Here is a 16,073-nt window from a genome sequence, read left to right on the forward strand (position 1 = left end):
GCTCACCCCTGATGTCGAGCGTGGCGGATGGCCGACCGGGTGTCATGACACCCGTTAGGGGGTCGGCCGGTCGTACCTCGCCTGTGACCGGTAGATGCCGATCTCTTCCGGCCGGATGAGGCCGTCCTCGATCGCGCGGGCGAGCAGCGCCGCCTTTGTGGCGGCCGGCCGACCCGCCCGGGTGTACTTGATCCGCGCCCGGTCGACGTACTGCTTGACCGTGTGTTCGCTGATCCGCATCCGACGGGCCACCGACGCCTTCGACATCGACTGGAACCAGAGCAGCAGCGCCTCCCGCTCCTTGTCGGAGAGGACCGGGCGATCCGGCCGGGGGTCACCGACCATCGCCCCGGCCAGCGCCGGTGGCACGTACGGGCGGTCGCTCGCCGCCGCGAGTACCGTGGCGACGCAGTGCTCCCGACCCTCGTGCTTGGCGAGGAAGGCCACCGCGCCGGCGTCCAGGGCGGCGAGCATCGTCTCCGGGTCGGTGTGCTCCGAGTAGACCACCACCCGGCGTCCCGCGGCGCTCAGTTCGGCCAGCTTGCCCAACGCCATCCGGCCGTGCAGTCGCAGGTCGAGCAGGACGACGTCGGCGTCCGGGGCGGCCCGCAGCACCTCGTCCGGATCGTCACCGGTGGCCAGTACGGTCAGCAGCGGCTCGGTGGAGAGCCAGGCGCGTACCCCGTCGACCACCACCGGGTGGTCGTCCACGATGGCCACCCCGATGGGCCGTCCACCGCTCATCGCCGCCACCGGGTCTGCACCCATCTGATCTCCCCGTCCCGCTCGTAGATCCGATCAACCCGGCCCTCGTGCGACCCGTCGTCCCACTCGGGCGGGCCGGTCGCGTCGGGGCCGTTCCGGTCGGGGGTGACGAGGCTGACCACCACCTCGCCCGGATCCGACACGACCGTCAACCGGGCCCAGCCCCGCGCGTCCGCCAGCGTCGCCGTGAGCGGGTCGGCGAGCTGCCGGCGGACCTGCACCGGCAGCGGCGGTGGCGTGCCGATGGTCACCAGGTCGATCGGCAGCCCGTTACGTTCGGCCAGGTCGGCGGCGGCGCGCAGCTCGTGCAGCAGGGCATCGGGCACGTCGTCCGACTCGGCGATCAACCGCCGTAGCCGGGCCGCCGCCAGCACCGCCCGACGCTGCACGACGGGATCGGCGGGGTCGGCACGTCCGTCGGCCAACTCGGCGAGCACCGCCCCCGCGGCGCCGCCGACCAGGGCCAGCCGGTCCCGCCGGTCCCGCCGGGCCCGTTCGGCGGCGTCCCGCTCCGCCGCCATCGCGTGGGTGGCCGCGGAGGTGGTGGCCCGCTCCCGCGCCAGCACGGCGACGACCGCGCTGCCGACGTACGCCGCGATCGGCAGGGACGAGGTGCCGTAGACGTACATCGCGAACCGGGCCAGGTCGGCGGGGGCGGTCGCGCCGTACCCGACGACCGCCACGAGGGCGATGAGCGAGTGCGCGGTGAGCAGGGCGATCAGCCCCCGCACCCGCCGCCCCCAGAGCGCCAGCATGAAGAACCAACCGAGCGTGCCCCAGACCCAGTTCGCGGTGGTGAAGAGCTGCCGCTCGCCGGCGGCGGCGAAGACCGTCGCGTCGACCGCGAGCAGCAGCCCGGCCAGCGGCCAGGCCGGCAGCGGGGCGTGACGCAGCAGCCGGAACCCGGCCAGCACCCCGACCACGGCCACGACCGCCCAGGCCGCGAGCACCACACCGGGCGCCGCCAACTCCGCCCGGTTGGCCAGCACCGCCGGCAGCCCGATCACGCAGTGCCAGGCCAGCGCGATGGCGACCGCCGCGATCCGGGCGCCGCGGTCCGAGGCCCGCCCCACCGCGGCTGCGACCTGGCCCGCCGCCGTCTGCGGCGTGACCTCCCCGGCCGTACCCCGGGACGGGGCGGGCGGTGCCGCGACGGTGAGCGCCGTCGCCGGGGCGTACCCCTGCCGGACGGCGGCGTCGAGTTCAGCCGACACCGGGCCACTCCAGGCTGATCCGGGTGCCCGCGCCCGGAGCGGAGTGGATGCGAGCGCTCCCGCCGATCGCCGCCATCCGCCCCCGGACCGACTCGCGCAGCCCGTACCGGTGCGGGGGGACGGCGGCGGGGTCGAAGCCGGGGCCGTCGTCGACCACCTCGACCACGACGCCGATCGCCGACCGGCGCAGGCGCAGCTCGGCCACCGCGCCCGGGGCGTGCCGGACCACGTTGGACAGTGCCGCGTAGACGCTCTCCGCGATCGCGTCGGCCACCGCCGCCGGCACCGCGCACGGTTCCAGCTCGACGTGGATCGGCAGCGCCGGCATCCGGTCGCGTACCGACCGCAGCCGGTCGTCCAGCGACGCCGGGCCGTCGGCGGGGACGGTGCGGGCGTCGGCGAGAGCGGCGAGGGTACGCAGGTCGGCGGCGCACCGCCGACGCAGCTCCACCGATGGGCCGGTGACCGCGCCGAGCCCGACCATGGTGAGCGTGCCGAGCACGGTGTCGTGCAGGTCGCGGTTCTGCCGGCGCTCGGACTCCCACGCCGTCCGGGCGACCAGCGCCTCCCGCGCCAACCGTTGGTGTGCGGCGAAGGCCCGGTCGGCGCGGGCGATCCGGCGACGCATGACCGCGCTCATCATCGCCGTGCAGCCGATCTGCACCAGCAGGGTCGCGGTGTGCGCGGCGGCCTCCCGCGGGTTGCCCGCTGCGTGCGCGCCGGTCGCGTAGCCTGCCGTGACCAGCAGGCCGGCCGGGATCGACCAGCGGGCCGGGGCGGTGACCTGCGTGTTGATCACCGTGGTGCTGGCGAGCACCGCGATCCAGCTCCCCTCGCCGGGCAGCACCTCGGGGGCCACCAACCGGGGGATGAGCAGGCAGGCGCCCGTGGTGAGTGCCACGTCCCCGGCGATCAGGGGCGGCGTGACGCCGTGGCGCAGGGCGCGTGCCGCGTACCAGATGGACCAGGCGGTCAACGCGGTGACGCCGGCGAAGAGCAACGCCGCCTGCACCGGGGGCGTACGGACCGAGACGGCCACGATCGCGCCGACGAGCCCGCAGGTCAGCCGGAGCATGGCCGGCAACGTGGTGAAGATGAGGCTGAGCGCGCCGCCGGCCGGGCTGTCCAGCACGGCGGGTGGCACGGTCCGAACGGGAACGGCCGGCATCGGGAGAAGTGTCCTTCCGGCGACGACCCGACCCGGGGTCGCGCGGCATAGATCGACGAGCAAGAATAACACGGGAGCGATGCATGTCGTCACACACGGTGTGCGACAGGTGATCTCTCACCCGTCGGCCCTGGTCAGCGACACGCGCCGAGCGGGAACCGGTTACCCCCTGTCGATCGGCGTCGCCGATCAATTGATCGGCAGGATCGCCGGCCCACCCCCGGCGATCGACCGGGTGAGCCTGCGGCCGCCCGACCAGAAGTAGCAGCGGACGCCCCGATCGCCCCGCCCCCACGCCTCCTTCGACGGGAAGCGGAACGCGGTGCCGGTGCGGTAGCGCAGCATGCTGTCCGCCGGCACCCGCGCGTAGCGCGCGACGACCGTACGACAACGATCATGGACGGTCGCCTCGTCGCGCCGCGCATCCTCGTACGAGCGCTCCGGCGCCGTCCAGACCCCCGCGTACTCGAACTGGTGCGGGACGGAGCAGGCGGTCGGCGCCAACCGGGCCCAGTCGTCGGAGTTCATGCAGCCGAGCCGCACCGCGGAGTCGTCCCGCAGCACGCCCCGCAGGCTGCCGACCCGGCTCACCGGCTCGTCGTCCTCCCCGTTGAGGCCGGTCACCGCGTTCAACTCGAACATGTCGCAGCGAAACCAGCGACTGCCTACCTGCCAGCCGGCCGCCGCGACCGGCAGCACCCGCACCGACAGCCGGCCGCCCCGCCAGTCACCCCCGGCGAACTCCCGGCCCCGGCGATCGCACTCGACGAAGGCCGCTCGCACGGCGGCGGAAGTGGGCGGCGGCGGCGCGGAGCGCCGCGCCACGTCGGCGCCGAACGTTCCGACATGGAACGCCTCGACCAGGTGCGGAGCCGCGCAGTCGACCGGCGGATGGCTGGTGTGCGCGCTCAGCGCCCCGTAGCACTCGCCGACGCGCGGGGTGAACCGTCTCGCCTCGGTCGCCGGCCGCCAGTCGTCCGTCAGGTCACCGTCGGTGCCCGCCGACGTGCCGCAGCCGGCCGAAGCCGCGACGAGGAGCGCAGCCCAGATCGCCGCGAGCCGACGGCGTCGCATGTCACCCTCCCGCAGGTCCCCCGTGACACGGCGGAGCATAGGGCACCGGCGCGACCGGCCGCCCTCCGGACAGCCGCTACCGGCCGCGCCCGCGGCGCCCGCGCTGGTCCGGCGGCGCTCGCCGCACCGGTCCGCCGGGGCCTTTACCCCGCACCGGTCCGCCGGCCCACCCCTCGGCGGCGACGCGGAAAACGCATTGAACGATGCCGTCGCCCGGGGGCAGGCTTACCGGCATGCTACGGGCACCGATCTGGGACGCGGAGACCGCCGAACGCTACGACACCCCGGGAACCGGCATGTTCGCCCCGGACGTGGTCGGACCCACAGTCGACCGTCTCGCCGAGCTGGCGGCCGGCGGGCGGGCCCTCGAGTTCGCCGTCGGCACCGGGCGGGTGGCCGTCCCGCTCGCCGAGCGTGGAGTGCCCGTCACCGGCATCGAGCTGTCCGGTCCGATGATCGATCGGCTGCGGACCAAGGTGGACGAGGCGGCGATCCCGGTGATCGCCGGGGACATGGCGACCACGGCCGCGCCAGGTGAGTACACCCTCGTCTATCTCGTCTTCAACACGATCTCGAACCTGCTGACCCAGGCCGAGCAGGTCGAGTGCTTCCGCAACGCCGCCCGTCACCTCGTACCGGGTGGACGGTTCGTGATCGAGCTCTGGGTGCCGGAGCTGCGCAAGCTTCCGCCGGGCCAGCAGGCGGTGGTCTGGCACACCGAGCCCGGCTACGTCGGCCTGGACACGTACGACGTGCTCCACCAGTACGCCGAGTCGTACCACTTCCGGTTCGACGAGAGCGGGCAGGCGCGGTTGAGTCGCAGCCCGCACCGCTACATCTGGCCCGCCGAACTCGACCTCATGGCCCAGCTCGCCGGTTTCGAGCTGGAGACCCGGCACGCCGACTGGGCCGGCGCCGAGTTCACCGCCGACTCGCGTTCCCACGTCTCCGTCTACCGCATCCCGCCGGGATGATCGTCGGGCCCGTCGATTTGCTGGCTCGCCCGGTCGGCCGGGCCACCGGTCAGTGGTCGTCGAGCATGAACAGGAGCGTCGCGTGCTCGACGTCGAGGTACCCGGTCCGCCACCGGCTGGACGTGTCCAACTCGTCGTAGACCCGGCTGGTCAGCCACCGCGGCTCGGGCGGCAGGAATCCTGCCAGGGCCGGCCACACGTCCTCGGGGGTCCGGTTGGCTGCGTACTCCTCGGCGACGACGGGGTCGTACGCGACGAAGTCGTACCGCTCCGCGAACGCGCGCGCGTCCTCCGGGCGGAGCTTCACCACGCCCTGGTAAGCCCAGTCCGTCGGACCCGGCCCCCAGGTGCACGGATTGCCCTTCGCCCGGACCTGCCAGTGGATCGCGGGGTAGTCGTCGAGGCCCGGCAGATCCTCCGGCGGATCCCACCGGTCGGTGCGCACCTTCGCCTCCTCGATCGGCAGCAACTCCTGGCAGGTCGATTGACGCTTCCAGCCGTCGCGAACCACCAGGTAGCCGGCCGTGACCGCGCCGGCCGGCAGCAACGCGAGAGGGGCACCGAGCACGGCCACCAGCACCAGAGTGCGCTTCTTCACGGCAGTGAGGGTACCGGTCGGATCGATCACCGTGGCATCGTCCGTGGAGTTCAACTGCGTCAGCCGCCGAGTTCGCTCCCGCTCTCGGGAGGCCGCACGTGACCGGCGAACTGCTGTCGCCGGGCGCTCTCCTCGGCCTCGTGAGGGCCGCCTTGGGGCGCTCAGTCGCTGTGTCGGAGGTGGAGCGCCTGCGCGGTGGCTCGAAAAAGGGCGTGTTCCGTCTGCGGCTGACCGACGGCGCGTCGGTGGTGCTCTACCTCTGGCACGAGAGCCAGAACTGGTGGAGCGCCGTCGCTGGCGACTCCGCGCCCGATCTCTTCGCGGATGCCAGCGGTCTCGCGTTGTTCCTGCCGGCGCACCGGCAGCTCGCCGGACTCGGCGTCGCGGTCCCCGAGCTGCTGCTGGTCGACGATTCGGGAACCCACCTGCCTGCCGATGTGGCGCTCGTCGAGGACATCGCCGGGCCGGCCTTGGCAGAGCTGATGGCTACGGATACGGCTGCGGCTGGGCTCGTGCTCGAAGGCCTGCGACTGACGCTGCGCCGGATGCACGCGGCGTCCCGTCCGACGTTCGGCAGGGCCGGCCTGCCGTGCGGTACCGCCCTGGCAAGTTTTCCGAGCGTGGTGCTGGATCGTGCGTTGCGCCACGTCGACTCCGCCGCCGTTCGTGCACCTCGAATCGCCGCAGCTGCGGAGCGGCTCAAGAACGAGCTGCGCAAACGTGCCGCGTCGGTGTTGCCACGGGCCGGCTACCGCTTGGTGCACGGCGAGCTGGGACCGGACCACGTCCGTGTCGACCGGGACGGCCGCCCCGTCCTCATCGACATCGAGGGACTGATGTGGGCCGACGTGGAGTGGGAGCACGCCTTCCTGGAACTGCGTTTCGGCCAGCACTACGCCGTTCTTCGAGCCTCGGGCCTCGATGAAGCCCGGTTGCAGCTGTACCGGCTGGCGTTGTGCATCTCGCTGGTGGAAGGCCCGCTGCGACTGCTGGAGACCGGCTTCCCGGATGCCGACCGAATGCGGAAGATCGCCGAGTGCAACCTTGCTCGTGCCCTCGCCGCCGTCACCTGATTTGCTACTGCGGCGTTCGAGTTGCCAGGTTCGTCAGCGCAGCGGGTCGAAGGGGCGGAGCTCCGCAGGCTGCCGCCCGGTGGTGATCTGCTCGGCGAGCAGCTCGCCGGTGAGCGGGCCGAGGGTGATGCCCCACATGCCGTGGCCGCCTGCCGCGAAGACGCGCGGCGACCGGGTGCGACCGATCAGCGGCAGACCGTCCGGGGTGCAGGGGCGCGAGCCGACCCATTCGTCGACGCGGTCGTCGAGGTCCGCCCCGCGCAGCAGCGGACGGGCCGCCTCGGTGATCGCCCGGATCCGGCGAGGGTCGAGCGGCGCCTCGGCGCTGCGGAACTCCATCATCCCGGCGACGCGGAGCCGGTCTCCCAGGGGCGTGCACGCGACGCGCTGCGCGGGGAAGTACACCGGGCCGGCCGGCAGGTGCTCGATCGCCACACTGAAGCTGTACCCACGGCCGGCCTGCACGACGGTCCGCACCCCGTAGCGGCGCGCGAGCGCGCCCAGCCACGTGCCGGTCGCGAGCACCGTGGCGTCGTACCGGTCGTCCGCGCCGGCGGCGGTCACCACCCGCACCCTGCTGCCCTCGTCGCGTACGTCCACCACCTCGGCCCCGGTCACGATCGTCGCGCCCCGGGCGCGGACGGCTTCGGCGAGCGCGTGGACGTACTGCCCCGGGTTGACGAACCGCTGGCCGTGCAGGCGGATGGCGGCGCCGACGGCGTCCGCCAGCGAGGGCTCCACCTCCCGCGCCTCGGCGCCGGTGAGAACGTCGAACTCTATCTCCTGGCCGGCGGAACGGATGTGTCCCAGCTCCTCCAGGAGGACCGACCGCTCGGCCTCGGTCCGGTACGCCGCCATGAACGACTTCGCCTCGTACGTCACCGACCCGACCCCGCCGGCCGTCAGCGTGTCGTACGCCTCGAAGGCGCGCCGGTTCATCGGGATGTAGGCCGCCATGGCGGACCGCCACCTCGACTGGGTGCTGTGCCGGGCGAAGGAGGTCAGGAACCGCAGCAGCCGGGGGTCCGCACGTGGCGGCACGTACACCGGTGACGACGGGCTGAGCAGGGCGCGCAGTCCGTACCGGAGCACGGCCGGCTCCGGCAGGGGAGTGGTGATGCCGGGGGTGAGCCAGCCCGCGTTGCCCCACGACGCGCCCGCGGCCACGCCGCTCCGGTCGAGCACGGTGACCCGTACGCCCCGCTCCTGGAGGAACCAGGCGGTGGCCAGCCCGACCATCCCCGCACCGATGACGGCGACGTGCTCAGGGGCGGGTACGGACTCGGCGGTGGGCATGGCGCTCTCCTTAGGAACGAGGGGGCAGGGCCGTCCCGTTCCCGCTGTGTCCGGTCGTCGGTCGACCCCGCCGAACGATCATGCGCCAGATGCCGTCGGGGCGAACTATGTCGATGGTCACAGGTGTGGCCCGGTGCGACGCGCAGCGGCTGCTGGAGGGGTTCATGCCGGGCGCACGCCGGACCGGACCTGGGCCACCATTCGCCCCAGGCGCGCCCGATGATCGACTCGGGTTCCATGAAGTCGGGCCATCGTGCGGCCCGCACACCCCGAGATGCGGGTACCCCGTGAATCGTGCGGAGCTTCCACCACTACTTCGGCTCGGCCCGCAACTCGGGCACAGGGTGGCCGGCGGCCAGGGGCGGGCATCGCGGGAGCCTCAGGCTTCCGAGGGTCGGAACGCCGTGGAGCCGTCACTCCGCCGGCCGCCGCCTCGCGGTCAGGGCCTCGATGATGAGCTGTATCGCGAAGTCGAAGCGCTCGTCGAACTCGCCGGAGCCGACGTGCGGCAGGGTCGCTGCCAGCGCCGGGTACCGATCCTGCGGAACCTGGTCGGCGCGCACCGGGACGGCCGTGCCGGCCTGCTGTTCCTGCGTGATGCCGAGGATGAGATAGAAGAGGGACCAGTGCGCCCAGGCGGCGGTCCGCCCGTCGAAGCCGGCGTCGAGCAGGGTGGCGACGACCGTCTCCGCGTAGCGCAGCGAGTGCGGTTCCGGGCCGCACGCCACGGTGAGCATCCGGGCCGCGTCGCGGTGGGCGAGCAGGGCCGTTCGGCACCGTCGGCTCAGCGTCCGGATCCGCTCGTCCCAGGCCGGTGGCAACGGCTCGTCGGCGCAGTGCGCCAGCAACTCGTCGGATACCAGTTCGAGTAGCCGCTGCTTGCTCGCGGCGTGCCACCGCACGGTGTTGTGCTGCACGCCGAGCCGCTGGGCGACCGCGCGCATGGTGAGCCCGTCGAGGCCGTCCTCGTCGAGCACGTGCAGGGCCGCCTGGACGACGGCCTCCCGCGTCGTTCGCACGCTCGCTCCCGTTCGCCTGCTCCTCCGCGAGACGTGTCACATCCCGTGGCGGCTTCTTGTCCGCTGGCTAATATACCTCTTATCCATTGGACAAGAAGGGAAGATCATGGCCAGCACCACCGTCGCGCTCGTGACCGGCGCGAACAAGGGACTCGGCTTCGAGACGACGCGGCAACTCGCCCAGCGCGGGGCGACGGTCCTGCTCGGCAGCCGCGACCCCGGCCGGGGCGAAGCCGCCGCCACCCTCCTCCGCGAGGAGGGGCTCGACGTGACCCCGGTCGCCCTCGACGTCACCGACGCGGTCACGGTCCGCGCGCTGGCCGACCGACTGAGCGCCGAGTACGGCCGGCTCGACGTCCTGGTGAACAACGCGGGCAGCATCGACGAGACATCGATCCTGGACGTCTCGGCGGAGCAGATGCGCCGCACGTACGAGACGAACGTCTTCGCGGTCGTCGAGGTGACCCACGCGATGCTGCCGCTGCTCCGGGCCTCGACCGCCGGCCGCATCGTCAACGTCGCCAGCACCACGGCGTCGTTCGCGTTGACCGGCGAGATCGACTCGCCCTACGCCGCCGCGGAGCACATCCTGCCCTACTCCTCGTCGAAGGCGGCGTTGAACATGGTCACGGTGCGCTACGCGCAGGCGTTCCACCGGACTCCCGGGTACGAGAACCTGAAGATCAATTCGGCGTCGCCCGGTCATGTCGCCACCGACCTCACCCACCACGCCAGCACCCGGACCGCCGCCGAGGGCGCCCGGATCATCGTCGACCTGGCGGCGCTGCCCGCCGACGGCCCGAGCGGCGGATGTTTCAGCGACGCCGGCGCTCAGCCCTGGTGACGCAACCGATGACTCCTCCCACCGGACCGACCGGCAGATCTCCCTCGTCGGCGACCACAAGCAGCGCGGCGACACAACCAAGACGGTTCCCCGGCTGACTCCGCGGTACGGGAGTCGCGGTGATCGACGGGGCCGGGCGTGCTTGCCGGCACGGATGGCGGTACGGAGCCGTTACGGTGGCCGACGTGGAGGACGAAGCGCCAGTAGTCGAGGTGGTGCCCTACGACCCGGCATGGTCGGAGCGATTCCAGGTCGAACAACGGCTGTTGTCGGAGGTGCTGCCCGCGGCGCTGAGCGTCGAGCACTTTGGCTCTACCAGCATTCCCGGAGTGGCGGCCAAGCCCATCATTGACATTCTCGCGGTAGTAGCCGAGGTTGCCGAGGTCGTCGCCGACCTCCGGCCACTTGAGGAGCTCGGGTACGTCTATCGTCCGATGGCCTTCCCGGAGGACGATGATCACTTGTTCTTCGCGAGAGACACCCACGGGAAGCGGAGCCACCACCTACACGTCTTCGGCGTGACGTCGCTGGTGCCGGAGGCGAACCGAGTCTTCCGCGCCTACATCGCGGCCAATCCCGACGCTGCCCGCCGCTACGAGGCGGCAAAGAGACGTGCGGCCGAGTTGCATCCCCACAGCCGAGCGCAGTACGGCGCCGCGAAGGAAGAGATGATGACACAGTTGTCGGCCGAGGCCCGCCTGTGGAGCCGATCGGCAAGGCGCCAGTCGACGGCGGGCTAGAAGATGGCGGCAAGGCCGTCCCGCCCGCACGGTGGCAACATGCACAGCCATGAGGTGATCCGCGGGAGACTGCTCGGGCTCGGCGCCTCTTCGCTGAATTGGCGGTAGGAATGGGTTGTACCGAGGCCGTGGCGAGCGTCTCGACCGGGAGCGGAGAGCCGCTGATCGGTGGTGGGAAGGGTGCGCCCGGCAGGATTCGAACCTGCGGCCTTGGGATTAGAAGTCCCCTGCTCTATCCGCTGAGCTACGGGCGCGTGGCGTGGTGTCGCGCCAAGAGGGTACCGCCCGCTCTGCGGCTGACCGACGTACCGTCCTGGCGTCGTACGCCGACAAGGTTCGCACGAGCCACCGAGGCCCGGCATCGGGTTTCCGGGTCGTCGGCGTCCACGGACCGGACGTGAGCCGGAGCACATCGGCCGCTGACCGGACGCCGCCCGGCAACGAGTCGACGGGACGAGCGGGTCACCCACCGGAGGCGGGGTCGGGCGCGACGTACTCTCGGCGGGTGCTGCTCGACCCCGACGTGGAGAACGACGTCGCCTACGAACTCTGCCAGCTCGTCGGCCGCGCGATCCTGCCGTACCGCCGCGCCGGTGGGACCGACCCCGACGGCGCCGGCACCGCCTTCTTCTTCCAGGACTCCGGCGGCGAGTACCTGCTGACCGCCGACGGGGTGGCCGGCGCAGCGGGGGATCTCGGCCTGCGGGCGAGCGTCACCGAACCGGTCGGTCCGGCCCCGGAGGTCCTGCCCGTCACGGGTTGGATCCGCCGCCCGGAGGTGGGGGTGGCGGTGCTGCCGACGACCGGCCTGCACGCCGTGGCGGCGGCGGGCGGTTGGGCGTGGCGTACGCAACCGGTGGTGGACGTCGTCGCGGCGGACGCCGCCGTGATCGCCCGGATCGGTGCGGCGCCGGGCTCGGCCTTCGTGCTCGCGCACGGCCTGTCCGCGGAGGGCGACCGGCCGCTGGAGGTGGCGATCGAGCGGGTGGCCGGTGTCGGCGACGAGGTGCGGATCGGTGCGGGTCTGCCGGCGGGCTACGTCGGGGCGCCGGTCTTCGGCGTCGAGGCGGCCGCCGACGGTGGGACGGCCCTGCACTGCCTCGGCCTGGTGCTGCCGGGCGCGGAGAGCCACCCGGTGGCCACCTTCGACCGGATCCGCGCGATGCTTCCGGCGGGCGGCGCGGCCTGAGCGACCCGCCTCAGCTCGGGGTGCTGTTCGCCGGATCGGCGGGGCGGCGGCTGTGCGGTACCGGGCCCGTGGTCACGCCGGCCCGTGCCGTGCGGATGGCGCCCGCGTCCCGGCCCGCGGTGTCGGTGCCGTCGGCCGGGGCCGTCGGGCCCGCGCCGAGGAACGCCTCCGCCCAGCGGCCGACCTCGGTGAAGACCTGCTCCCGGACGGCGGTTCCGCTGAGGGTGAGGTCGTGCAGGCCGCCGTCGAAGCGGGCCAGGGTGACGTGCCGGCCGAGGCGAGGGGCGTACCGGACCATGTGCTCGGGGTCCAGGACGGCGTCGGCCAGCCCGGCCGACTCGTGCCACCGCCGGCCCCGGAAGGAGCGGGTCGAGCAGGCGAGCAACACGGGTACGGGGATGTCCAGTCCGGTGCGCAGTTGCCGCTGCGCGGTGCGGATCGCGCCGAGCCAGCCGGCCCGGACCGGAAATCCGGCGAGCGGCTTCCACGCCAGGTCGTAGCTCCACTCGCCCCGGTGGTCGGCGTGGATGCTCTCGCCGTACGCGGTGCCGAGGTCGAAGGGGACGACCCGGTGCGGCGCGCGGCGGCCCAGCCGGGAGACGGCGGCGAGGAGCGGCCGCCGCACCAGCCAGGGTGCGTTGATGTCGAAGAACGGGCTGTTGAGGACGATCCCGTCGACGATCCCCGCGTCGCGTCGGGCGTGCGCCCAGAGCGAGATGATCAGGCCGCCCGTGGAGTGACCCACGGCGAGCAGCATGTCGTGCCCGTCGTCCTCGCGGATGATCTTCGCGGCGGCGTCCAGCTCCGGGTGGTAGTCGGTGAGGTCGCGGCAGAAGTTCGGGGTCTGGTGGGTCAGCAGGCTGCGACCGTACTTCCGCAGGTCGAGCGCGTAGAAGTCCCAGCCCCGTTCGGCGAAGAAGTCGGCCAGGTGGGTCTGGAAGAAGTAGTCGACGAAGCCGTGCACGTAGAGCACGGCGCGTCGGGTGGGACGGTCGGCGCGCCGGCGGACCAGGGTGGCGACGACAGGCCCCTCGTCGTCGACGCCCAGGTCGATCGTCTGCCGCTCGTAGGGCGGGCCCAGCACGTCCGGTTCCACGACCCGACGGTACGCCGGCGGGCTACCGGGCGGTAGCCCTCTCTCGCGCCTCCGCGCCGTGGCCCCCACGGTCCCACCGGGGGCCACGGCGTACGGCTCAGACGGTCTCCGCGTCGGCGCGCTCGGCGTCGACGGCGACCTCCCCGGCCTCCGGCTGGCCGATCTCGCGTACGTGCTTGTTGTGTCTCGGCTCCTGCCGGGTCTTCGCGTCGTTCAGTCGCCGGCGGAGGTCGTCGCGGGCGTCGTTGAGCGCGGCCCGCAGGTCCTCCTCGGACGAGGTGGTGACGATCTTCTGCCGGCCGGCGATCCAGCACTCCAGGGTGACCTTCTGCCCACGGGCGTTGCGCTCCTTGACCGACACCTCCAGCTCGGTGGCGTCGGCGTGGAACGTGGCGAGCCGGGCGTCCAGGGTGGCGAACTGCTCCACGATCCAGTTCCGGTCGCCCTGCGAGAACCCGGCGCCGACCCGCAGGCACTCGGCCACGGTGGCCGGGTTGGTCACGGCGCTCATGGCCGCACCTGCGCCGCGACACGGGTGGGAATGGTGCTCGTCGTCATGCTCGCTGTCCTCTCGTCGGACGTTGCCCGGGCGCCCCTCGCCGGGACCGGCGGGCCGCCAGGGCCGCTTGATCAACTCCTTACCCAGCTGGGCCGGATCCGGAACCGCTCGCTTAGCAGATGTGAGCTTGATCAGGGTGTTTTCCACAGGAGCCCGCAGCGTCCACAGGTACGGCCGGCACCGGTGGCGTGCCGCCGCTTCCGCACGCAGGCTCGGCACGAGTCGACTCGCGATGGCAGCCCCGATCCCCTGGAGGGACGATGTTCGACACCTACGTCACGATCGTCGGAAACGTGCTGACCGCCCCGGAATGGCGGCGTACGACCCAGAGCAACACGCTGGTGGCCAACTTCAAGGTCGCCTCGACGGCCCGCCGCCTGGACCGGGAGAGTGGTCGCTGGATCGACGGAAACAGCCTCCGCGTCCGGGTGAACTGCTGGCGGAAGCTCGCCGAGGGGGTGGCCGCCTCGGTGATGGTCGGCGACCCCGTGGTCGTCTGCGGGCGTCTCTACACGCGGGACTGGACCGACGACGCCGGCAACCACCGCACCCTCTACGAGCTGGAGGCGGTGGCCGTCGGGCACGATCTGTCCCGCGGTCGGGCCCGGTTCCTGCGTAACCGGCCGAGCGTCACCACCAGCACCGTCGAGGACGCGGAAGCGGAGAGCCGGGTGAAGGGGGAGCCGACCGAGCCGGTGCCCGACGAGCAGGCCCCGGCGTTGCCCGACGACCGGCCGCTCGACGAGGACTTCGAGCTGCCGGAGTTCGCCCTGCCGCGGGCCGCCCGTGAGCTGCCCGGCGGGATGGGCACGGCTGCCTTCGCCCTGGACGACGGGGACTTCGACGGCGGCGCGACCGATCCCGCGGCGAGCCCCGACGACGCCGACGACGAACTCGCGCCGCTGGTCGACGGCGCCGAAGACGGCGACGGCGAGCTCTCCCCGCCGTCCGTCGAACCGCCGTCGACGGGTAGGGCGTCGGGCCGCGGCCGTCGTGGACGGGTGCCGCAACCGGCGTGACCGGGCGTGCTCCCGGCACCACGCCGGGGGCGTCGACGGGCGGGCGCACCGGCGGCTCCGCCGCCGCAACGGGGGGTGGGGTGACGGCGGCCTCTGTCGCCGTCACCCCGCGTGACCAGGGTCCGCGCGAGCGAATCCGAGGAAGGCTTTCGTCTAGGCTGGCCGGCCGGAGGTGGTGCGCGTGCGGCATGCGGCGCCGTTGGCGAACGCGGCGGGACTGGTAGCGGGATACGCCCTGGACAGGCTCCTCGGCGATCCGCGCCGCTGGCACCCGGTCGCGGGGTTCGGCCGCGCGGCCGGCGTGCTGGAACAGCGTCTCTACCGCCCGGAGCAACGCGCGGGCGCGGTGTTCACCACCCTCGCCGTCGGCATGCCGGTGCTGCTCGGTGTGGCGGCCACGTCGGCCACCCGGCACCGGCCGATCGCCCGGGCGGCGCTCGTCGCGGCCGGCACCTGGACGGCGTTGGGCGGCCGCACCCTGCGGCACGAGGCCGAGGTGATGGGTGAGGCGCTGCGCGACGGCGACCTGCCGGCCGCCCGGCAGCGGCTGAGCCACCTCTGCGGTCGCGACCCGTCGGCGCTGGACGAGCCGGAGCTGGCCCGCGCCACCGTCGAGTCGGTCGCCGAGAACACCTCCGACGCGGTGGTCGCCCCGCTGCTCTGGGGCGCGGTGGCGGGCCTGCCCGGACTGCTCGGCTACCGCGCGGCGAACACGCTCGACGCGATGGTGGGGCACCGCTCGCCGCGCTACGCCCGGTTCGGTACGCCCGCCGCCCGGCTGGACGACCTGCTCAACCTGGTGCCGGCCCGGCTGACCGGTCTGCTCACCGTGGCCGTCGCCCCGGTCGCCGACGGCGATCGCGAGCAGGCGTGGCGGGTGTGGCGGCGCGACCGGAACGACCACCCCAGCCCCAACGCCGGCCAGTGCGAGGCGGCGATGGCCGGGGCGCTCGGCGTACGACTCGGCGGGCGCAACGTCTACTTCGGGCGGTCGGAGGTGCGGCCGTTCCTCGGTGACGGTCCGCGTCCCGAGGCGCGGCACCTCGCCCGTACCGCCCGCATCTCCGGCGCGGTCGGATTGGCCGCGCTCGCCGTGGCGACCGCCTACCCGGTGACCCTCGGTCGGCTGGTCTCCGCCGCCGGTCGGCGGGCCCTGCGCGCGCTGCCACGGCCGCCGGCCGCTACCGGTGGCGCAGCGGCCCGCCCGCGGGTCGGGCGAGCCGGTGACCCGCACGCCGTCAGCGGTGGCGGCGCGGCGGTGACCGGGTGGCGGTGGCGGCGATGAGCGGCGGGCTGCTGGTGGCCGGCACCACCTCCGACGCCGGAAAGAGCGTCCTCACCGCCGGCATCTGCCGCTGGCTGTACCGGCAGGGCGTGAAGGTGGCGCCCTACAAGGCGCAGAACATGTCCAACAACTCGGCGGTGGTGGTCGGGCCGGACGGGCG

Annotated in this window: 15 protein-coding genes, 1 tRNA gene and 2 pseudogenes; 8 read left to right on the top strand and 10 right to left on the bottom strand. The window is 73.2% G+C overall.

What is annotated here, in order from left to right:
- Positions 1–54 precede the first annotated feature (54 nt).
- The 4 genes from E1211_RS10290 to E1211_RS10305 form a co-directional block, all read right to left on the bottom strand.
- The gene (locus E1211_RS10290) at positions 55–768 is read right to left on the bottom strand and encodes a response regulator transcription factor (RefSeq protein ID WP_132347819.1); all 714 of its coding nucleotides are present in this window, start codon (positions 766–768) and stop codon (positions 55–57) included.
- Complete coding sequence (locus tag E1211_RS10295) at positions 741–1,979, bottom strand: hypothetical protein (protein ID WP_243709481.1); 1,239 nt, start codon at positions 1,977–1,979, stop codon at positions 741–743. The genes E1211_RS10290 and E1211_RS10295 overlap by 28 nt, the downstream gene beginning before the upstream one ends.
- Positions 1,969–3,147 (bottom strand): sensor histidine kinase, encoded by a 1,179-nt coding sequence (locus E1211_RS10300; RefSeq protein ID WP_132347821.1) that lies wholly within the window; start codon positions 3,145–3,147, stop codon positions 1,969–1,971. Before E1211_RS10300 ends, E1211_RS10295 begins: the two co-directional genes overlap by 11 nt.
- Before the next feature lie 189 nt (positions 3,148–3,336).
- A complete protein-coding gene (locus E1211_RS10305) occupies positions 3,337–4,221 on the bottom strand; it encodes a septum formation family protein (RefSeq protein WP_132347823.1) in 885 nt (294 codons plus the stop codon).
- A gap of 233 nt (positions 4,222–4,454) precedes the next feature.
- Here E1211_RS10305 and E1211_RS10310 point away from each other — a divergent pair, with 233 nt between their 5' ends.
- Positions 4,455–5,195, top strand: a complete 741-nt coding sequence (locus tag E1211_RS10310) for a class I SAM-dependent methyltransferase (protein WP_132347825.1) — start codon at positions 4,455–4,457, stop codon at positions 5,193–5,195.
- Between the two features lie 49 nt (positions 5,196–5,244).
- On the opposite strand, the gene E1211_RS10315 is transcribed toward E1211_RS10310, so the two are convergent.
- Positions 5,245–5,793, bottom strand: coding sequence for a hypothetical protein (locus E1211_RS10315; protein ID WP_132347827.1), 549 nt, complete (start codon positions 5,791–5,793; stop codon positions 5,245–5,247).
- Positions 5,794–5,891: 98 nt separating this feature from the next.
- Here E1211_RS10315 and E1211_RS10320 point away from each other — a divergent pair, with 98 nt between their 5' ends.
- Complete coding sequence (locus E1211_RS10320) at positions 5,892–6,866, top strand: phosphotransferase family protein (protein ID WP_243709482.1); 975 nt, start codon at positions 5,892–5,894, stop codon at positions 6,864–6,866.
- 33 nt (positions 6,867–6,899) lie between these two features.
- Here E1211_RS10320 and E1211_RS10325 read toward each other — a convergent pair whose 3' ends face one another.
- On the bottom strand, positions 6,900–8,162 hold the full coding sequence (locus tag E1211_RS10325; RefSeq protein ID WP_132347829.1) for an FAD-binding oxidoreductase: 1,263 nt from the start codon (positions 8,160–8,162) through the stop codon (positions 6,900–6,902).
- Positions 8,163–8,575: 413 nt separating this feature from the next.
- Positions 8,576–9,181, bottom strand: coding sequence for a TetR/AcrR family transcriptional regulator C-terminal domain-containing protein (locus E1211_RS10330; protein WP_132347831.1), 606 nt, complete (start codon positions 9,179–9,181; stop codon positions 8,576–8,578).
- Positions 9,182–9,287: 106 nt separating this feature from the next.
- Between E1211_RS10330 and E1211_RS10335 the strand changes: the two genes are divergently transcribed.
- Together E1211_RS10335 and E1211_RS10340 are read left to right on the top strand one after the other, a co-directional pair.
- Positions 9,288–10,025 carry an SDR family oxidoreductase gene (locus E1211_RS10335; RefSeq protein ID WP_132347833.1) on the top strand — a complete coding sequence of 246 codons (738 nt, stop codon included), beginning with the start codon at positions 9,288–9,290 and terminating at the stop codon, positions 10,023–10,025.
- Between the two features lie 176 nt (positions 10,026–10,201).
- Positions 10,202–10,765 carry a GrpB family protein gene (locus E1211_RS10340; RefSeq protein WP_165947220.1) on the top strand — a complete coding sequence of 188 codons (564 nt, stop codon included), beginning with the start codon at positions 10,202–10,204 and terminating at the stop codon, positions 10,763–10,765.
- Between the two features lie 181 nt (positions 10,766–10,946).
- On the opposite strand, the gene E1211_RS10345 is transcribed toward E1211_RS10340, so the two are convergent.
- Positions 10,947–11,019 (bottom strand) — tRNA-Arg (locus E1211_RS10345).
- A gap of 251 nt (positions 11,020–11,270) precedes the next feature.
- Between E1211_RS10345 and E1211_RS10350 the strand changes: the two genes are divergently transcribed.
- Positions 11,271–11,954 carry a hypothetical protein gene (locus E1211_RS10350; protein ID WP_132347837.1) on the top strand — a complete coding sequence of 228 codons (684 nt, stop codon included), beginning with the start codon at positions 11,271–11,273 and terminating at the stop codon, positions 11,952–11,954.
- A 10-nt stretch (positions 11,955–11,964) separates the two neighbouring features.
- On the opposite strand, the gene E1211_RS10355 is transcribed toward E1211_RS10350, so the two are convergent.
- Positions 11,965–13,050 (bottom strand): alpha/beta hydrolase, encoded by a 1,086-nt coding sequence (locus E1211_RS10355; RefSeq protein WP_132347839.1) that lies wholly within the window; start codon positions 13,048–13,050, stop codon positions 11,965–11,967.
- 97 nt (positions 13,051–13,147) lie between these two features.
- On the bottom strand, positions 13,148–13,561 hold the full coding sequence (locus E1211_RS10360) for an HPF/RaiA family ribosome-associated protein (protein ID WP_132347841.1): 414 nt from the start codon (positions 13,559–13,561) through the stop codon (positions 13,148–13,150).
- A 308-nt stretch (positions 13,562–13,869) separates the two neighbouring features.
- Here E1211_RS10360 and E1211_RS10365 point away from each other — a divergent pair, with 308 nt between their 5' ends.
- From E1211_RS10365 to E1211_RS10375, 3 genes and pseudogenes are all read left to right on the top strand, one after another.
- Complete coding sequence (locus tag E1211_RS10365; protein WP_132347843.1) at positions 13,870–14,628, top strand: single-stranded DNA-binding protein; 759 nt, start codon at positions 13,870–13,872, stop codon at positions 14,626–14,628.
- A 181-nt stretch (positions 14,629–14,809) separates the two neighbouring features.
- Positions 14,810–15,784, top strand: a pseudogene (locus E1211_RS10370) (cobalamin biosynthesis protein); the annotation flags it as partial.
- 125 nt (positions 15,785–15,909) lie between these two features.
- A pseudogene (locus E1211_RS10375) lies at positions 15,910–16,073 on the top strand (cobyric acid synthase CobQ); the annotation flags it as partial.

The organism is Micromonospora sp. 15K316 (assembly GCF_004348525.1).
Classification (GTDB): domain Bacteria; phylum Actinomycetota; class Actinomycetes; order Mycobacteriales; family Micromonosporaceae; genus Micromonospora.

Excerpts from the sequence above, each read along its gene's own strand:
- E1211_RS10290 (WP_132347819.1), bottom strand. The coding sequence starts at position 768 with ATGGGTGCAGACCCGGTGGCGGCGATGAGCGGTGGACGGCCCATCGGG.
- E1211_RS10300 (WP_132347821.1), bottom strand. The coding sequence starts at position 3,147 with ATGCCGGCCGTTCCCGTTCGGACCGTGCCACCCGCCGTGCTGGACAGC.
- E1211_RS10305 (WP_132347823.1), bottom strand. The coding sequence starts at position 4,221 with ATGCGACGCCGTCGGCTCGCGGCGATCTGGGCTGCGCTCCTCGTCGCG.
- E1211_RS10310 (WP_132347825.1), top strand. The coding sequence starts at position 4,455 with ATGCTACGGGCACCGATCTGGGACGCGGAGACCGCCGAACGCTACGAC.
- E1211_RS10325 (WP_132347829.1), bottom strand. The coding sequence starts at position 8,162 with ATGCCCACCGCCGAGTCCGTACCCGCCCCTGAGCACGTCGCCGTCATC.
- E1211_RS10335 (WP_132347833.1), top strand. The coding sequence starts at position 9,288 with ATGGCCAGCACCACCGTCGCGCTCGTGACCGGCGCGAACAAGGGACTC.
- E1211_RS10360 (WP_132347841.1), bottom strand. The coding sequence starts at position 13,561 with ATGAGCGCCGTGACCAACCCGGCCACCGTGGCCGAGTGCCTGCGGGTC.
- E1211_RS10365 (WP_132347843.1), top strand. The coding sequence starts at position 13,870 with ATGTTCGACACCTACGTCACGATCGTCGGAAACGTGCTGACCGCCCCG.